The sequence below is a fragment of the Pseudomonas sp. LBUM1646 genome, from assembly GCF_059716165.1.
Genome location: NZ_CP166810.1, coordinates 5,619,332 through 5,635,940 on the forward strand (window position 1 = coordinate 5,619,332; position 16,609 = coordinate 5,635,940).

14 protein-coding genes are annotated in these 16,609 nt (G+C 60.1%); 4 read left to right on the forward strand and 10 right to left on the reverse strand.

Annotated features, from left to right (window positions below):
• The first annotated feature begins 86 nt into the window (after window positions 1–86).
• From ACA071_RS25485 to leuA, 4 genes are all read left to right on the forward strand, one after another.
• The gene (locus tag ACA071_RS25485) at window positions 87–971 is read left to right on the forward strand and encodes a LysR family transcriptional regulator (RefSeq protein WP_497641651.1); all 885 of its coding nucleotides are present in this window, start codon (window positions 87–89) and stop codon (window positions 969–971) included.
• Window positions 972–1,089: 118 nt separating this feature from the next.
• Window positions 1,090–2,469 (forward strand): exodeoxyribonuclease VII large subunit, encoded by a 1,380-nt coding sequence (gene xseA, locus ACA071_RS25490; RefSeq protein WP_497645384.1) that lies wholly within the window; start codon window positions 1,090–1,092, stop codon window positions 2,467–2,469.
• Window positions 2,470–2,472: 3 nt separating this feature from the next.
• Entirely contained in the window at window positions 2,473–3,294 is an 822-nt protein-coding gene (locus ACA071_RS25495) for a peptidoglycan DD-metalloendopeptidase family protein (protein ID WP_497641653.1), read from the forward strand.
• 467 nt (window positions 3,295–3,761) lie between these two features.
• Window positions 3,762–5,444 (forward strand): 2-isopropylmalate synthase, encoded by a 1,683-nt coding sequence (gene leuA / locus ACA071_RS25500; RefSeq protein ID WP_497641654.1) that lies wholly within the window; start codon window positions 3,762–3,764, stop codon window positions 5,442–5,444.
• 195 nt (window positions 5,445–5,639) lie between these two features.
• Here leuA and ACA071_RS25505 read toward each other — a convergent pair whose 3' ends face one another.
• From ACA071_RS25505 to rlmN, 10 genes are all read right to left on the reverse strand, one after another.
• Window positions 5,640–6,431 carry an amidohydrolase gene (locus tag ACA071_RS25505; RefSeq protein ID WP_497641655.1) on the reverse strand — a complete coding sequence of 264 codons (792 nt, stop codon included), beginning with the start codon at window positions 6,429–6,431 and terminating at the stop codon, window positions 5,640–5,642.
• Window positions 6,419–7,567 (reverse strand): pyridoxal phosphate-dependent aminotransferase, encoded by a 1,149-nt coding sequence (locus tag ACA071_RS25510; protein WP_497641656.1) that lies wholly within the window; start codon window positions 7,565–7,567, stop codon window positions 6,419–6,421. The genes ACA071_RS25505 and ACA071_RS25510 overlap by 13 nt, the downstream gene beginning before the upstream one ends.
• Window positions 7,568–7,802: 235 nt before the next feature.
• The gene (gene der, locus ACA071_RS25515) at window positions 7,803–9,272 is read right to left on the reverse strand and encodes a ribosome biogenesis GTPase Der (protein ID WP_497641657.1); all 1,470 of its coding nucleotides are present in this window, start codon (window positions 9,270–9,272) and stop codon (window positions 7,803–7,805) included.
• Window positions 9,273–9,412: 140 nt separating this feature from the next.
• A complete protein-coding gene (gene bamB / locus ACA071_RS25520) occupies window positions 9,413–10,564 on the reverse strand; it encodes an outer membrane protein assembly factor BamB (RefSeq protein ID WP_497641658.1) in 1,152 nt (383 codons plus the stop codon).
• On the reverse strand, window positions 10,557–11,198 hold the full coding sequence (locus tag ACA071_RS25525; RefSeq protein WP_497641659.1) for a tetratricopeptide repeat protein: 642 nt from the start codon (window positions 11,196–11,198) through the stop codon (window positions 10,557–10,559). Before ACA071_RS25525 ends, bamB begins: the two co-directional genes overlap by 8 nt.
• Before the next feature lie 40 nt (window positions 11,199–11,238).
• Window positions 11,239–12,528 carry a histidine--tRNA ligase gene (gene hisS / locus ACA071_RS25530; RefSeq protein ID WP_497641660.1) on the reverse strand — a complete coding sequence of 430 codons (1,290 nt, stop codon included), beginning with the start codon at window positions 12,526–12,528 and terminating at the stop codon, window positions 11,239–11,241.
• A 23-nt stretch (window positions 12,529–12,551) separates the two neighbouring features.
• The gene (gene ispG / locus ACA071_RS25535) at window positions 12,552–13,661 is read right to left on the reverse strand and encodes a flavodoxin-dependent (E)-4-hydroxy-3-methylbut-2-enyl-diphosphate synthase (RefSeq protein WP_133840204.1); all 1,110 of its coding nucleotides are present in this window, start codon (window positions 13,659–13,661) and stop codon (window positions 12,552–12,554) included.
• Between the two features lie 3 nt (window positions 13,662–13,664).
• Window positions 13,665–14,687 carry a RodZ domain-containing protein gene (locus tag ACA071_RS25540; protein WP_497641661.1) on the reverse strand — a complete coding sequence of 341 codons (1,023 nt, stop codon included), beginning with the start codon at window positions 14,685–14,687 and terminating at the stop codon, window positions 13,665–13,667.
• Window positions 14,687–15,445 (reverse strand): type IV pilus biogenesis/stability protein PilW, encoded by a 759-nt coding sequence (gene pilW, locus ACA071_RS25545; protein WP_149658076.1) that lies wholly within the window; start codon window positions 15,443–15,445, stop codon window positions 14,687–14,689. Before pilW ends, ACA071_RS25540 begins: the two co-directional genes overlap by 1 nt.
• Window positions 15,446–15,457: 12 nt before the next feature.
• On the reverse strand, window positions 15,458–16,606 hold the full coding sequence (rlmN, locus tag ACA071_RS25550; RefSeq protein ID WP_169373238.1) for a dual-specificity RNA methyltransferase RlmN: 1,149 nt from the start codon (window positions 16,604–16,606) through the stop codon (window positions 15,458–15,460).
• Window positions 16,607–16,609 lie beyond the last annotated feature (3 nt).

Below are 16,609 nucleotides of genomic sequence, written 5' to 3' on the forward strand. Positions count from 1 at the left end.
TGAATACCTGTGATGACTTTAGCCAGCACTGAGTCTTGCGACTAATATCTTCAAAGTCGCCAACCCATCTCAAAAAGGCATGCCTCGTGCTTTCAATCCGTCAATTGCGTTACTTCGTGGAGATCGCCGAGTGCGGCAGTTTCAGCGCTGCGGCTGAACGCCTGTTTATCGCGCAGTCGGCCCTGAGCCGGCAGATCAAGGACATGGAAACCCGCCTGCAAACGCCGTTGTTCGAACGTACCGCGCGCCAACCCCGACTGACAGCGGCTGGCGAAGCTTTTTTGCCCCGCGCCAGAAACCTGTTGAATGAATTGACCAAGGCCAGCGAGATGGCGACTCAGGTCGGCAACGGGCAGCTCGGCACCTTGCGCCTCAGCCATTCCAGCACCGTACCCATGAGCGGTCGGCTGTTACGGGGCATCAGCGCTTATCTGGATCAACACCCCGGCGTGTCCATGGACATCATCAAACTGTCCTCCGAAGCGCAGCTCGAAGAGTTGGCCGAAGGTCGCCTGGACGTCGGCCTGCTGCGCTTGCCGGTGCTGCGCCAGCGTGAAGGGGTGCAGATTGTGCCTTTATATAGCGAGCGCCTGCTGCTGGCCGTTCCGCCGAATCATCGACTGGCTGTGGATAACTCGGGACAAGGCATCGATCTGGCGCAGTTGAAGGATGAAGCGTTTATCTCCATTCCTCATTCACAGCGTGGAGGGTTGAGTTATCTGTCTGCGGAGTTGTGCATGCGCCAGGGCTTCTTTCCCAAGGCCGCGCGCGTGGTGTCGCGCAAAACCACGCAACTGCAATTGATCCAGGCCGGGTTCGGCATCGCGCTGTTGCCGGAATCGATGCAAGACATTGGCCCGCCCGACATTCACTTCCTGCCGCTGGCGGACCCGGATTGCCACAGCATCGTCGCCCTCGCCTGCCGGCAAAATCCCACAGCATTAGTCCAACAATTCACCCAATCCCTGTAGGAGCTGCCGAAGGCTGCGATCTTTTGATCTGGATTTTCAAGATCAAAAGATCGCAGCCTTCGGCAGCTCCTACGGGGGATCGTGCATTCCCCTGAAGAATGCCTTTATCATGCGCCCCATGATTAAAGATCCCTTTGCAAGACTCGGCCTGGACCGTGAAGTCCTGACTGTCAGCCAGCTCAACGGCCGCGCGCGGGTGTTGCTGGAAGACGTGTTCAGCAATATCTGGGTCGAAGGCGAAATCTCCAACCTCGCCCGTCCGGCGTCCGGCCACGTGTATTTCACCCTCAAGGACAGCGGCGCCCAGGTGCGTTGCGCGCTGTTCCGGCAGAACGCCGCCAAGGTGCGTCAAGCGCTGAAAGATGGTTTGGCGGTCAAGGTGCGGGGCAAGGTCTCGCTGTTCGAGGGCCGTGGCGACTATCAACTGATCCTCGACACCGTAGAGCCGGCCGGTGACGGTGCCCTGCGGCTGGCCTTCGATGCGTTGAAGGAAAAGCTCAGCGCCGAAGGCCTGTTCAGTGCCGAACGCAAAGTGCCACTGCCGGCCCATCCGCAACGCATCGGCATCATCAGCTCGCCGACCGGCGCAGTGATCCGCGACATCATCAGCGTGTTCCGTCGTCGGGCGCCGCAGGTGCAACTGACGTTGATCCCCACCGCCGTGCAAGGCCGTGAAGCCACCGCGCAGATCGTCCGCGCATTAAAACTGGCGGACGCCCGCGGCTTCGACGCGTTGATCCTGGCCCGTGGCGGCGGTTCGCTGGAAGACCTCTGGTGTTTCAACGAAGAAGCCGTGGCCCGCGCCGTGGATGCCTGCGTAACGCCCATTGTCAGCGCCGTCGGCCATGAAACCGATGTCTCGATCAGCGACTTCGTCGCCGATGTTCGCGCGCCTACCCCTTCTGCAGCCGCTGAACTGCTGGCGCCGGACTCCAGTGACCTGATGCGCAGGGTCGAAAGCCTGCATCGCCGTTTGGTGATGCGCATCCGCGACCGCTTGATGCGCGATCGCCTGCGCCTGGAAGGCATGTCCCGGCGCCTGCGCCACCCCGGCGAACGCCTGCGCCAGCAAGCGCAACGCCTGGACGATCTGGACATGCGCATGCGCCGCGCCTTCGAACGCAGCCTCAATACCCGTCGCGAACGGCTGATTCGCCTGGAAACCCGCCTCGCCGGGCAACATCCGGGTCGGCAATTGGCGATGCTGCGCCAGCGCCTCGACAGCCTCGCCGAACGCCTGCCCCGGGCCATCCGCGAAGGCCTCAAAAGCCGCCGTCTGCAACTGCAAAGCCAGGTGCAGACGCTGCAAGTGGTCAGTCCGTTGGCGACCCTTGCCCGTGGCTACAGCATTCTGCTGGACGAGCGTGGCAACGCGATTCGCAACGCCGCCCAGACCCACCCCGGCCAGCGTCTGAACGCTCGGCTCGGCGAGGGCGAGTTGCAAGTGCGCGTCGAAGACAATCACCTGACGCCTGTCACCCTTTCTTTACTGGACTGATCCATGCCGCGTTTCTTAGCTCCGCTGTTCTTGCTGTTCCTGACCTTCAACGCCCACGCCGACAGCTACATCACCCGCCTGTTGAACAAACCGGTGCCGGGCGGCGTGGCCGTGGTGGACCTGGGCGCTGCCGCCCAGGCGCCGAAAGCCACGTATCAAGGCAAACCGGTGCTGGTGGTCAAGGAACAGAGCAATTGGCTGGCGATTGTCGGTGTGCCATTGACGGTCAAACCGGGCACCCAGCAAGTGAGCAGTGGCGGCCGTAATCTGAGCTTTACCGTCGGCAACAAGAAATACCCGGAACAGCGCATCACGCTGAAGAACACGCAGCAGGTCAATCCTAACCCGGAGAATCTGAAGCGCATCGAAGGCGAACTGGCCGAGCAGATCCAGGCTTACCGCAGCTTCAGCCCGAACACTCCGAGCAACCTGCTGCTGGACAAACCGGTCAATGGGCCGCTGTCGAGCAAATTTGGTGTGCGTCGGTTCTTTAATGGTGAAGAACGCAATCCCCATGCGGGCTTGGACTTCGCGGTGCCAGCGGGCACGCCAATCAAGACCCCGGCGGCGGGCAAGGTGATTTTGATTGGTAACTACTTCTTCAATGGCAACACGGTGTTTGTCGACCATGGCCAGGGCTTTATCAGCATGTTTTGCCACATGTCGAAAATTGATGTGAAGGTTGGGCAGCAATTGGCCCGTGGTGGCGTGGTGGGCAAGGTCGGCTCCACCGGCCGCGCAACTGGGCCGCACATGCACTGGAATGTCAGCCTGAATGATGCGCGGGTCGATCCGGCGATTTTTATTGGCGCGTTTCAGCCTTAGATAGTTGTTGGGGCTGACGACCTCTTCGCGGGCAAGCCTCGCTCCTACAGGACCGGTGTGATTTCACGATCACCGCAAACCTGTAGGAGCGAGGCTTGCCCGCGAAGGCGATGTCACAGGCGCCGAACAACCAAAAGCCAACATCCCTCAATTGCGCGCCATCCAAACCTCACGCAAACATCAAGATAATCGCGCCACATCCCAGCAATAAAATCTCGCCAAACCCCGCTTTTCGAGTATTCCTCTCAATTTTTTTCGACTGCTTGCCAACCTCAATCCCGGCGGTTAGGGTTGAAGACATGAAAACCTCTCACACCCTCATTCAGCTTCGCCAGCACCGCAGCCTGTGCCTCGTCAGTGCACGACTGCCAGGCTGAATCGCGGTGCCTCGCCTTACACGTTTTCCCAAACACTTTTGATCCACCGGCAGGCCGCCTTTTTTCGGCCCACACAATAAGGATTTCCCGATGAGCATGCTCAAAGACCCGTCTTCGAAATACCGCGCGTTCCCGACCATTGATATCCCGGACCGCACCTGGCCGTCGAAGACCATTACCGCCGCGCCGATCTGGTGCAGCTCGGACCTTCGCGACGGTAACCAGTCGCTGATCGAGCCAATGGACGCGGTGAAAAAGCTGCGTTTCTGGAAAACCCTGGTGCAGGTCGGCGTGAAAGAAATCGAAGCCTCGTTCCCGGCGGCTTCGCAAACCGACTTCGACTTCGTGCGTACCCTGATCGAAGACGGCCACATCCCGGACGACACCACCATTCAGGTGCTGACCCAGGGCCGTGAAGACTTGATCGAGCGCACCTTCGAATCCCTGCGCGGGGCGAAGAAAGCCATTGTTCACCTGTACAACGCGACCTCCCCTTCTTTCCGCCGCATTGTCTTCAACCAGGACAAGGACGGGATCAAGGCCATTGCCGTGAACGCTGCCAAGCTGTTCGTCAAATACGCCGCCCAGCAGCCGGACACCGAGTGGACCTTCGAATACTCGCCGGAAACCTTCAGCGCCACTGAGCTCGAGTTCGCCAAAGAAGTGTGCGATGCAGTGATCGAAGTCTGGAACCCGACGCCTGAGCACAAGGTGATCCTCAACCTGCCCGCCACCGTCGAATGCGCGACCCCGAACATCTACGCCGACCAGATCGAATGGTTCGGCCGTCACATCAACCGTCGTGACAGCGTGATCATCAGCCTGCACACCCACAACGACCGTGGCACTGGCGTGGCCGCTACCGAGCTGGGCCTGATGGCCGGCGCCGACCGTGTCGAAGGCTGCCTGTTCGGCAACGGCGAGCGCACCGGTAACGTCGATCTGGTGACCGTGGCGTTGAACCTCTACACCCAGGGCATTCACCCTGAGCTGGACTTCTCCGACATCGACGGCGTGCGCAAAGTCGTCGAAGAGTGCAACCAGATCCAGGTACACCCGCGCCACCCGTACGTCGGCGACCTGGTTCACACCGCGTTCTCCGGCTCGCACCAGGACGCCATCCGCAAGGGCTTCTCCCAGCAGAAACCGGACACCCTGTGGGAAGTGCCGTACCTGCCGATCGACCCGGCCGACATCGGCCGCAGCTACGAGGCGGTCATCCGCGTCAACAGCCAGTCGGGCAAGGGCGGTATCGCTTACCTGCTGGAACAGGAATACGGCATCAGCTTGCCGCGCCGCATGCAGATCGAGTTCAGCCAGGTTGTACAGCGTGAAACCGATCGCCTCGGCCTGGAAATGACGGCTCAGCAAATCCACGCGCTGCTGCACAGCGAGTACTTGCAGGCCAACACCCCGTACGCGCTGGTCAGCCATCGCTTGCAGGAAGAGAACGGCAACAGCTCGGTGGAAGTGGAAGTCTCGGGCAAAGGCCAGGGCGAAACCAACCTGCACTGGCGCGGCAAGGGCAACGGTGCCCTGGAAGCCTTGGTGGCCGGCCTGCCGATTGCGGTGGAAATCATGGACTACAACGAACACGCCATCGGCGCGGGCACCAATGCCAAGGCGGCGGCCTACATCGAGTTGCGTGTTGAAGGTCAGCGTGCGGTGCACGGCGTGGGCATTGATGAAAACATCACCACGGCGAGCTTCAAGGCACTGTTCAGCGCATTGAACCGCTCGTTGAGCCAGCCGGAAGCAAAAGAAGCGGCGTAAACGTTCGCTAAAATGCAAAAGGCCCCAAGGTGAAAACCTTGGGGCCTTTTTTGTTGATCGTTCCCACGCTGATCGTTCCCACGCTCCGCGTGGAAATGCAGCCCGGGACGCTCCGCGTCCCATTCGGGAGCTGGAACGCGGAGCGTCCCTTGAGGCATTCCCACGCAGAGCGTGGGAACGATCGGTTACGATCGGTTAGGTGAATTCGAAGGTATCCGCATCCAGATTCGCCGGAAACCGCGTGCGATAGGCCGCCAGTTCCGCCGCATCCAGCACCACCTGAAACACCCCGTCCGCTTCGCCTGCGCTGAGCAATGTCTCACCCTGGAAATCCAGCACCTGGCTGTCACCGGTATACGCAAAGCCTTTGCCGTCAGTACCAATCCGGTTCACCGCCGCCACATAGCAGAGGTTTTCGATGGCCCGGGCCGGCAGTAAACGGTTCCAGTGCTGACGCCGCGCGCCCGGCCAGTTGGCGGTGTACAGCAGCAGATCGGTGTCCTGGGCATCACGACTCCAGACCGGGAAGCGCAGGTCGTAGCAAATCAGCGGCCGAATCCGCCAGCCTTTGAGTTCGAACTGCACCTGGCGCTCGCCGGGGGTGTAGTGGTTGTGCTCGCCGGCCATGCGGAACAGGTGGCGCTTGTCGTAATGCAGCACCTCCCCGTCCGGCCGCGCCCAGAGCAGGCGATTGCGGTGGCTGCCATCGGCGGCCTGGACAATGACGCTGCCGGTGATCACGGCATCAAGCTTCGCAGCCTGAGCTCGCAGCCATTTACTGGAAGGGCCGTTTTCTGATTCGGCGAGCGTCTCGGACTCCATGGAAAACCCGGTGGTAAACATTTCCGGCAGGATAATCAGGTCCGCGCCGCGTGCCTGTTCCAGCAACTGCTCGAAATGCTCGAGGTTGGCCTGGCGGTCGTGCCAGGCCAGGGTGGTCTGGATCAGCGCGATGTTCAGGTTGGGCAATGCACTCAGATCACGCATAGTTTTTCCGCTGCTTCACGCAGGGTCTCCTCGCGTTTGGCGAAGCACAAGCGCACCAGGCGCTGGCCTTCGGGTGGGTTCTGGTAGAACACCGAGATCGGGATGCTCGCCACGCCGTGCTCGCGGGTCATCCACAGCGCCATCTCGACGTCGTTGAGGTCCGGGCGGATCTGCGAATAATCGACCAGTTGGAAATAGGTGCCAGTGACACGGGTCAAACTGAACCGCGAAGGTGCCAGCAGATCGCAGAACAGATCGCGCTTGGCCTGATAAAAGCCTGGCAGTTCTTCGACGTGTTCAGGGTGCTCGGCCATGAAGTCGGCCAAGGCAAATTGCAGCGGGGTTACGCCGCAGAAGCTGACGTATTGGTGCACCTTGCGCAGCTCCGCCGTGAGGGCCGGCGGAGCGACTACATAACCGGTTTTCCAGCCGGTGACGTGGTAAGTCTTGCCGAAGGAGCTGACCACGAATGCGCGCTGATACAGCTCTTCGTGATTCAGCACACTAACGTGAGGTACGCCGTCGAACACCAGGTGTTCGTAGACTTCATCGCTGACGAGGTAGATGTCGCGATCGCGAATCAAATCCGCCAACTGATCCAGCTCGGCACGACTGATCAGTGCGCCACTTGGGTTGTGCGGCGCGTTGAGCACGATCATCCGCGTGCGCGGCGTAATCGCCTCAGCCAGTTTCTGGAAGTCGATGGAGAAATCATTCAGCCCGAGCTGCACGTGGACGCAGCGGCCACCGGCCAGCTGCACCGACGGCTCGTAACTGTCGTAGCACGGATCGAAGACGATCACTTCGTCGCCGCTGTGGATAACCGCCTGAATCGCACAGAAGATCGCTTGAGTGGCGCCGGGCGTGACCGTCACTTCATGATCGGCATCCACGCTGACGCCGTAGCTGCGAGCGATCTTCGCCGAAATCTGCTGCCGCAATGCCGGCAGGCCGGTCATGGGCGAATACTGGTTGTGGCCACTGGCAATGTGTCGGCCGACCGCATCGCACAACGCCTTGGGGGCATCGAAATCGGGAAACCCCTGGGACAGGTTGATCGCCCCGGTTTGCGCCGCGAGCTGAGACATCTGAGTGAAGATAGTGATGCCGACATTCGGCAGCTTACTGGTGATCATCGGTGGTTCCCTGCTCTACACCCGGCTCTAACGGCGGCGCGGGAGAGCCCGAGGATAGCCCATACGGCGCCCATAAAAAAAGGGCGCCCATTGGGCGCCCTCTCTATATTGATCGTTCCCACGCTCTGCGTGGGAATGCAGCCATGGACGCTCTGCGTCCAACGCGTATGTGAGGCAGAGCGTCACGAGATGCATTCCCACGCGGAGCGTGGGAACGATCAGGTACTCACCTGAATCAGCGCTTGTCGCGGCGCTTCTTGTCGGCTTTCTTGTGGTGCGACATCATCCGACGCTTCTTGTTGACCTGACGGTCGGTGAGCGAGGTCTTGTTGCCTTCGTACGGGTTCTCGCCGCCCTTGAACTCGATGCGGATCGGCGTACCGACCAGCTTCAAGACACGACGGTAAGTGTTTTCCAGATAGCGCACGTAAGACTTCGGCACCTTCTCGATCTGGTTACCGTGAATGACGATGATCGGCGGGTTGGCGCCACCCAAGTGGGCATAACGCAGCTTGATCCGACGGTTGTTGACCATCGGCGGCGCGTGCTCACCCACCGCATCTTCCAGAATGGTGGTCAGGCGGTTGGTTGGCCAGCGAGTGACCGCAGACTTGAACGAGTTCTGTACGGAGGCGTAGAGGTTGCCCACGCCCGTGCCGTGCAGGGCCGAGATGAAGTGGATGTCGGCGTAGTCAACGAAGAACAGGCGACGTTGCAGCTCGACTTTCACGAAGTCGCGCTCGCTCGGCGTCATGCCGTCCCACTTGTTGATCGCGATCACCAGCGCACGACCCGACTCAATGGCGAAGCCCAGCAGGTTGAGGTCGTGGTCGACGACGCCTTCGCGGGCGTCCATCACGAAGATCACTACGTTGGCGTCTTTGATCGCTTGCAGGGTTTTGACCACGGAGAATTTTTCAACTTCTTCGTGGATCTTGCCGCGCTTGCGCACACCAGCGGTGTCGATCAGCGTGTACTTCTCGTCGTTACGCTCGAACGGGATGTAGATACTGTCGCGGGTGGTGCCGGGCTCGTCATAAACGATGACACGGTCTTCACCGAGCATGCGGTTGACCAGGGTCGACTTGCCGACGTTCGGGCGACCGATGATGGCGATCTTGATCCCGTCTTTTTCGCTTGGGCCAGGAATGCGCTTGGCTTCCTCGCCTTCGGCAACGATCTCTTCCTCGCCTTCTTCCAGCTCGTCATCGTCTTTCGGGAAGGCGCTCAGGGCGATTTCCAGCATCTGGGTGATGCCGCGACCATGTGCACCGGCGATCGGAATCGCGTGGCCCATGCCCAACGGAGCGAATTCTGCGCGGGCCATTTCAGGGTCGATGTTGTCGACCTTGTTGGCAACCACGTAAGAACGCTTGTTACGTTTGCGCAAATGCTCGGCGATCATCTGGTCGGCGGCGGTGAAACCGGCCTTGGCATCTACCAGGAACAGAACGACATCGGCTTCTTCAATGGCCAGCAGCGACTGCTCGGCCATTTTTTCGTCCATACCGTGCTCGTCACCGGAGATACCGCCGGTGTCGACCAGAATGTAGGAACGCCCTTGCCACTTGGCCTCACCGTATTGGCGATCACGGGTCAGACCGGACAAGTCGCCGACGATGGCGTCGCGAGTCCTGGTCAGGCGGTTGAACAAGGTGGACTTGCCGACGTTCGGTCGGCCCACCAGGGCGATTACGGGAACCATGCGGCTCTCCACTTCGTTATTTCAGAAAATACAAAAGCCGCTGCGAGGCAGCGGCTGGTGCTCGGGGCAGCGCTTGAAGGCGCCGCAAGCCTTGCAGAACAAGGCCGCCTGGGGGTTAAACCCCAAGCATAGTCAAATCTTTACTTAATGGTCAGGGCTTCCAGTTTGCCACTGTTGCCATATACATAAATCGTGTCACCCACCACCAGCGGACGTGCGCGCAGGCCGTCGCTGTCGATGCGTTCGCGGCCGACGAAGCGACCGTCCACCTGGCTCAGCAGGTGCAGGTAGCCTTCCATGTCGCCGACTGCAACGTAGCTGGAGAACACTTCCGGAGCCGACAGTTGACGGCGAGCCAGCGAATCGTTGCTCCACAAGGCTGTGGTGGAACGTTCGTCGACGCCTTCAACGGTGCCCGAGGACAGGCTCACGTAAACGCTGCCGAAACCCTGGGCGACGCCGGCATAGCTGGAAGCATCACGCTGCCAGAGCTGACGACCGCTTTGCAGGTCCAGTGCCGCAACGCGACCCTGGTAGCTGGCAACGTACAGTGTTTCGCCGGACAGCAGCAGACCGCCGTCGATGTCGACCACGCGCTCCAGTTCCGAACGACCCTGTGGGATCGCAACCCGTTGTTCCCACACCGGCACGCCGTTGGAAATGTCGAGAGCAACCACTTTACCAGTCGACAGGCCAGCCACCGCAAGGCGGTTGGTGACGATTGGCGCACTGGTGCCGCGCAGGGTCAGGACGGCCGGCGTGCTGTCATACAACCAGCGCTGGGTGCCGGTAGCCGCATCCAGGCCGATCAGACGATCGTCCTGAGTCTGAACCACCACAACGTCGCCGTTGTTGGCCGGCGGTGCGAGGACTTCGCTGGTCACGCGAGCGCGCCATTTCTCTTCGCCGTTGGTCGCGTCCAGGGCAACGATTTCACCCTTGAGCGTACCGATCGTGAGCAGACCGTAACCTACGCCAACGGCGCCGGAAACAGGCAGGTCGAGATCTTTCTTCCATTTGACGTCGCCATTGCTGCGATCCATCGCCACGACTTCACCCGTGACGTCAGCGGCATAGATGGTATCGCCATCGATCGCCGGCACCAGCATGTTGTAGGTTTCGCCCTGACCGTCACCGATCGAACGACTCCATTGCTTGTGCAGGACCACTTCTTCTTTGAAGTCGACCAGCTCGGCCGGCGGCAATTCTTTTTTGCTGTTGCTGCTGCAACCCGCGGCCAAAACGGCCAGAGCCAGCAATGCTGCATGTTTCCAACGGATCACGTCACGCATCCCCTTTGGCCAGGTCGTCCAGCTTGATTTGTAGGCCGCCGACTGCCGCTTCATCCGACAGTGCTGCCTTGGCTTTTTGATACGCCGTGTTCGCTTCGTCGGTACGACCCAACTGCACCAGCAGATCGCCCTTGAGTTCTTCGCGAGTGGCCAGGAACGACTTGTCGGCATCGCCTTCAAGCAGTTTCAGGGCATCCTCGACCTTGTTCTGCGCCGCCAGCACCTGCGCCAGACGCTGACGGGCGATTTCGCCCAGCGCCGGGTTGGCCGGTTTAGCGGTAATGGCTTTCAGCTCGCTGGCTGCGTCGTCCAGCTTGCCGCTGTCGACCGCGACTTTCGCCACGAACAGGCTGCCGTATTGCGCGTAGGCAGAACCGCCGAACTCGCTGTTGAGCTTGCCGGCCAGGTCCGCAACACGGGCTGCGTCAGGCTTGCCATCGGGCGTCAGCGTGGTTTCCAGCAATTGCTGATAGAGAATCGAGGCGCCTTGCGACTGATTGCTCTGATACTTGTGATAGGCCTGCCAGCCGAACACGATGACCAGCGCCAACAGGCCGCCAGTAACCAGGGGCTTGCCATTGCGTGTCCACCAGTCCTTCAAATCCGCCAGTTGTTCGTCTTCGTTACTCGACACCCCAATACTCCTTAATCGCTAAATCGGCTGTTTGACAGCTTCAACCCTGCACGACGCAGGTGGCCAGGTGTGCAGCGAGCGCATCCCAGGCAATGCTTTGTTGTTCGCCCTGGCCACGCAAGGGTTTGAAACCTACCACTTGCTGGGCCATCTCGTCGTCACCGAGGATCAGCGCATACAGCGCACCGCTCTTGTCGGCTTTCTTGAACTGGCTTTTGAAACTGCCGGCGCCGGCATTGACTTGCAGGCGCAGGTTGGGCAACTGGTCACGAACACGTTCACTCAATGTCAGACCGGCCAGCTCGGCGGCTTCACCGAAGGCGCAGAGGTAGACGTCGACCTGACGGGAGATCTCTTGCGGGATCTGCTCCAGGGTTTCCAGCAGCAACACCAGGCGCTCGATGCCCATGGCGAAACCAACGCCCGGGGTCGGCTTGCCGCCCATCTGCTCCACCAGACCGTCGTAACGACCACCGGCACACACGGTGCCTTGGGCGCCCAATTTGTCGGTGACCCATTCGAAAACGGTCTTGCTGTAGTAATCCAGCCCGCGAACCAGCTTCGGGTTGATCACGTAAGGAATGCCGGCAGCGTCGAGGCGAGCCTTGAGGCCCTCGAAGTGCACGCGAGATTCGTCGTCGAGGTAGTCGGCCATTTTCGGCGCGTCGACCAGGACCGCTTGAGTGTCGGCGTTCTTGGTGTCCAGAACCCGCAGCGGGTTGGTCTTCAGACGGCGCTGGCTGTCTTCGTCAAGCTTGTCCAGGTGCGCCGACAGGAACTCGACCAGGGCTTCGCGATAACGACCGCGGGACTCAGCGGTGCCCAGGCTGTTGAGCTCGAGCTTGACCGCATCACGGATGCCCAGTTCGCCCCACAGGCGCCAGGTCAGCACGATCAATTCGGCGTCGATGTCCGGACCATCAAGGTTGAAGACTTCGCAACCGATCTGGTGGAACTGGCGATAACGACCTTTCTGTGGACGTTCGTGGCGGAACATTGGGCCGATGTACCAAAGCTTCTGCACCTGGCCGCCGCCGGTGATGCCGTGTTCGAGCACCGCACGCACGCACGCCGCCGTGCCTTCAGGGCGCAGGGTCAGGGAGTCGCCGTTGCGGTCGTCGAAGGTGTACATCTCTTTTTCGACGATGTCGGTCACTTCACCGATGGAGCGCTTGAACAGCTCGGTGAACTCGACGATCGGCATGCGGATCTGCTTGTAACCGTAGTTATCCAGCAAACGCGAGACGGTGCCCTCGAAATGACGCCACAGGGGCGTTTGCTCGGGCAGGATGTCGTTCATGCCACGAATGGCTTGCAGAGACTTGCTCACAAAAAATCCTTAAATTCGTTTGATCAGCCGCGAGCGATTACAGCTGCGTCGGCTTCGACCTTTTCGGCCGCTTTCTGGCGGATCAAGCGTTCAAGCTCATCCACCAGATTGTCATTCGTCAGTTTCTGCGCCGGTTTGCCGTCGATGTAAATCAGGTTTGGCGTGCCGCCGGTCAAGCCGATATGGGCTTCCTTGGCTTCGCCCGGCCCGTTGACCACGCAACCGATGACCGCGACATCCAGCGGCACCAGCAGGTCTTCAAGGCGCCCTTCCAGCTCGTTCATGGTCTTGACCACATCGAAGTTCTGCCGCGAGCAGCTCGGGCAGGCGATGAAGTTGATGCCACGGGAACGCAAGTGCAGGGATTTGAGAATGTCGTAGCCGACTTTCACTTCCTCGACCGGGTCAGCCGCCAACGAGATGCGAATAGTATCGCCAATCCCTTCGGCGAGCAGCATACCGAGGCCCACGGCGGATTTCACCGTGCCTGAACGCAAACCACCAGCTTCGGTGATGCCCAAGTGCAGCGGCTGGACGATTTCCTTGGCCAGCAAGCGGTAGGCGGCGACGGCCATGAACACGTCTGAAGCCTTCACGCTGACCTTGAAGTCCTTGAAATTCAGGCGTTCCAGGTGTTCGACGTGACGCAGGGCCGACTCGACCAGTGCGGCCGGGGTCGGCTCGCCGTATTTCTTTTGCAGGTCTTTTTCCAGGGAACCAGCGTTCACGCCGATGCGGATCGGAATCCCGCGGTCACGGGCGGCATCGACCACCGCACGCACGCGGTCTTCGCGACCGATGTTGCCCGGGTTGATGCGCAGGCAGTCAACGCCCAGCTCGGCTACGCGCAACGCGATCTTGTAGTCGAAGTGGATGTCGGCAACCAACGGCACCTTGACCAATTGCTTGATCTTGCCGAAAGCCTCGGCGGCGTCCATGTCCGGCACGGAAATGCGCACGATATCGACGCCAGCAGCTTCCAGGCGATTGATCTGGGCCACGGTGGCGGCCACGTCATTGGTGTCGCTGTTGGTCATGCTCTGCACAGCGATAGGCGCATCGCCGCCAACAGGCACGTTACCGACCCAGATCTTGCGGGATTCGCGACGTTTGATTGGAGATTCGCCGTGCATGACTTATTGACCCAACTTCAGGCGAGCAGTCTCGCCACTGGTGAACGGAGCGACATCAACCACCTGACCGTTGTAGCTGACCTGCGCGCCACGGGCGAAGCCCAGACGCACGGCAAACGGCGGCTTGCCGCTGACGGAAATGTTTTCGCCTTTGCGCTTGAGACCGCTCAACAGCACTTTGCCGGAGCCATCAGTCACTTGCGTCCAGCAATCAGCGGTGAACAACAGTTGAACCTGGCCTTGACCGGCCACTGGAGCAGCGGCGGCCGGGGCAGCAGCAACTGGGGCAGCCGGAGCAGCCACGGTCGGCGCCGGAACGGCTGGCGCTGGCGCAGTTGGCGTGGCGACCACTGGAGCGGCGTTATGAACCGGTGCCGCAGGCGTTGCCGCCGGGGCGACAGGTGCTGGAGCAGGTGCGGCGGCTTCAGCTTCGGCCGATGCTTCAGTCGACGTCTCGGACTGCGGCAACGCAAGCGCGGCCCCAGCTTCAGTCTGACCTTCCGCGACAGCCTGGTCTTCCGGCTCGTCCAGCGGATGGATCTGGGTGGTGCCGTCGGCGCCTTCGACTTCAACGTGTTCCGGGGCCAGGGTGGCCAGGTCCTTGGTGCGCAGTGAGGTTTGATCCTGCCACCAGACAAAACCACCGCCAATCACCGCGATCAGCAACAGCAGGCTGACAATTCGCAAAATGGTGTGGGAAACCCGAACCGGCTCTTCGATACGACCCAGGCTGTGGACGTTGCTGCCCTGGGAGTCGGTGCCGGTGGATTGGTCGAATTGCTGAACCAGAACGGTCTGGTCCATGCCGAGTAATTTGGCGTACGCGCGAATGTAACCGCGAGCGAAGGTATGCCCTGGCAGCTTGTCGAAAGCGCCGGCTTCCAGATTACCCAGGGAATTGACGGTGAGGTTGAGCTTGAGGGCCACTTCGGCCAGCGACCAGCCATTGCTTTCGCGGGCCTGGCGCAATGTCTCACCGGGGTTAACGCGATTCGCTGCTACAACTTCGGGATGCGCCGCTTTCATCATTGCTCCGACAGGTATTGCTGATATTCCGGCGTACCGGGATAGAGTCGTTTTAATTGCAGGCCAAAACTGGCGGCCTTGTCGCGATCTTCAAACACTTTTGCCAGCCGAACGCCGAGCAATAGACTACGTGCATTTTGTTCGGTGAGCAGGCTAAAACGGTCGTAATAGTCACGCGCGGGCACATAATGCCTGTCTTCGTAAGACAACTCAGCCATTTCCAGCAATGCGCGTGGTTGTTGGCGGTTCAAACGCAGGGCTTTTTCCAGTTGCTGCTGGGCCAGATCACGCTGGCCGAGCTTCGAAGCGGTCATGCCAAGGTTCTCGAACACCCGCGAACGCTCAGGATACAGGGTATCGGCGGCGGCCTGCTCAAAGCGCTCGTAGGCTTCCTTGTAACGTTTCTCTTCGTACAGAAAACTGCCGTAGTTGTTCAGGATGCGTGCATCGCCGGGACGGGAGGACAGCGCCTTGCGGAAATGCTGGTCGGCCAGTTCCGGCTCCATCTCGGCCTGGAACACCAGACCCAACGCCGCGTTGGCGTCAGGGTCGGAATCATCCAAGTCCAGGGCCTTTTTCAATGGCACCTTCGCTCGCTCGGTCATCCCTTGCTGCAAGTACCCCAGCCCCAGTTGCACGTAGGCGACACGCGCTTCATCGCGGCCCTTGCTGGTCTTCATCGGGTTGAAATCGCCCGACAGGACACAACCAGCACAGAGGCTGGCCAACAGCACAAGCAGCGCAAAGCGCAGGGACATAGAGATCCTCTCTTAGTTATTGTTCGCTGCGTTTTGCGCCAGATCGTTTTCGGCGCTCAATTCACGCACCGCGATATAACGTTCGCTGCGACGGGTGCGATCCAGCACCTGTCCTACCAATTGGCCACACGCAGCATCGATGTCTTCACCACGGGTGGTGCGTACGGTGACATTGAAGCCGGCATGGTGAAGCTGATCCTGGAAACGGCGAATGGCGTTGTTGCTTGGACGCTCATAGCCGGAATGCGGGAACGGGTTAAACGGAATCAGGTTGATCTTGCACGGTACATTCTTGAGCAACTCGATCATCTCGACCGCGTGCTCAACCTTGTCGTTGATGTCCTTGAGCATGGTGTACTCAATGGTCAACACACGCTTCTCGCCCAAGGTCGCCATGTAGCGCTGGCAAGATTCGAGCAGCATCTTAAGCGGATATTTCTTGTTGATCGGCACCAATTGGTTACGCAATGCGTCATTTGGTGCGTGCAGCGACAACGCCAGGGATACGTCGATGTGCTTGGACAGCTCATCGATCATCGGCACCACGCCCGACGTGGACAGGGTTACGCGGCGCTTGGAGATCCCGTAGCCCAGGTCATCCATCATCAGATGCATGGCGGCCACGACGTTGTCGAAGTTCAGCAGCGGCTCACCCATGCCCATCATCACCACGTTGGTGATGGCACGGTCGGCGGTCGCCGGGATGCTGCCAAACGATTTATTGGCAATCCACACCTGGCCGATGACTTCGGCGGCGGTGAGGTTGCTGTTGAAACCTTGCTTGCCGGTGGAGCAGAAACTGCAATCCAGGGCACAGCCTGCCTGGGACGAAACGCACAAAGTGCCGCGCTTGCCCTGGGGAATGTAGACGGTCTCGACGCAGCTGCCGGACGCCACACGCACCACCCACTTACGGGTGCCATCGGTGGAAATGTCCTCGCTGACGACTTCAGGACCGCGAACTTCAGCAATCACCTTGAGCTTGTCGCGCAAGGCTTTGCTGACGTTCGTCATGGCGTCGAAATCATCGACGCCAAGGTGGTGAATCCATTTCATTACCTGACCGGCACGGAAACGCTTCTCCCCGATTGAGTCGAAGAATTTTTCCATTTCCAGCTGAGTCAGACCCAGCAGGTTAGTTTTTACAGTCGATGTAGTCATGGA

Bases quoted from the DNA above. Each gene is read 5' to 3' on its own strand.
- xseA (WP_497645384.1), top strand. From the start codon at position 1,090: ATGATTAAAGATCCCTTTGCAAGACTCGGCCTGGACCGTGAAGTCCTG.
- ACA071_RS25510 (WP_497641656.1), bottom strand. From the start codon at position 7,567: ATGATCACCAGTAAGCTGCCGAATGTCGGCATCACTATCTTCACTCAG.
- rlmN (WP_169373238.1), bottom strand. From the start codon at position 16,606: ATGACTACATCGACTGTAAAAACTAACCTGCTGGGTCTGACTCAGCTG.
- ACA071_RS25505 (WP_497641655.1), bottom strand. From the start codon at position 6,431: ATGCGTGATCTGAGTGCATTGCCCAACCTGAACATCGCGCTGATCCAG.
- ACA071_RS25540 (WP_497641661.1), bottom strand. From the start codon at position 14,687: ATGAAAGCGGCGCATCCCGAAGTTGTAGCAGCGAATCGCGTTAACCCC.
- leuA (WP_497641654.1), top strand. From the start codon at position 3,762: ATGAGCATGCTCAAAGACCCGTCTTCGAAATACCGCGCGTTCCCGACC.
- pilW (WP_149658076.1), bottom strand. From the start codon at position 15,445: ATGTCCCTGCGCTTTGCGCTGCTTGTGCTGTTGGCCAGCCTCTGTGCT.
- ACA071_RS25495 (WP_497641653.1), top strand. From the start codon at position 2,473: ATGCCGCGTTTCTTAGCTCCGCTGTTCTTGCTGTTCCTGACCTTCAAC.
- ispG (WP_133840204.1), bottom strand. From the start codon at position 13,661: ATGCACGGCGAATCTCCAATCAAACGTCGCGAATCCCGCAAGATCTGG.
- bamB (WP_497641658.1), bottom strand. From the start codon at position 10,564: ATGCGTGACGTGATCCGTTGGAAACATGCAGCATTGCTGGCTCTGGCC.
- der (WP_497641657.1), bottom strand. From the start codon at position 9,272: ATGGTTCCCGTAATCGCCCTGGTGGGCCGACCGAACGTCGGCAAGTCC.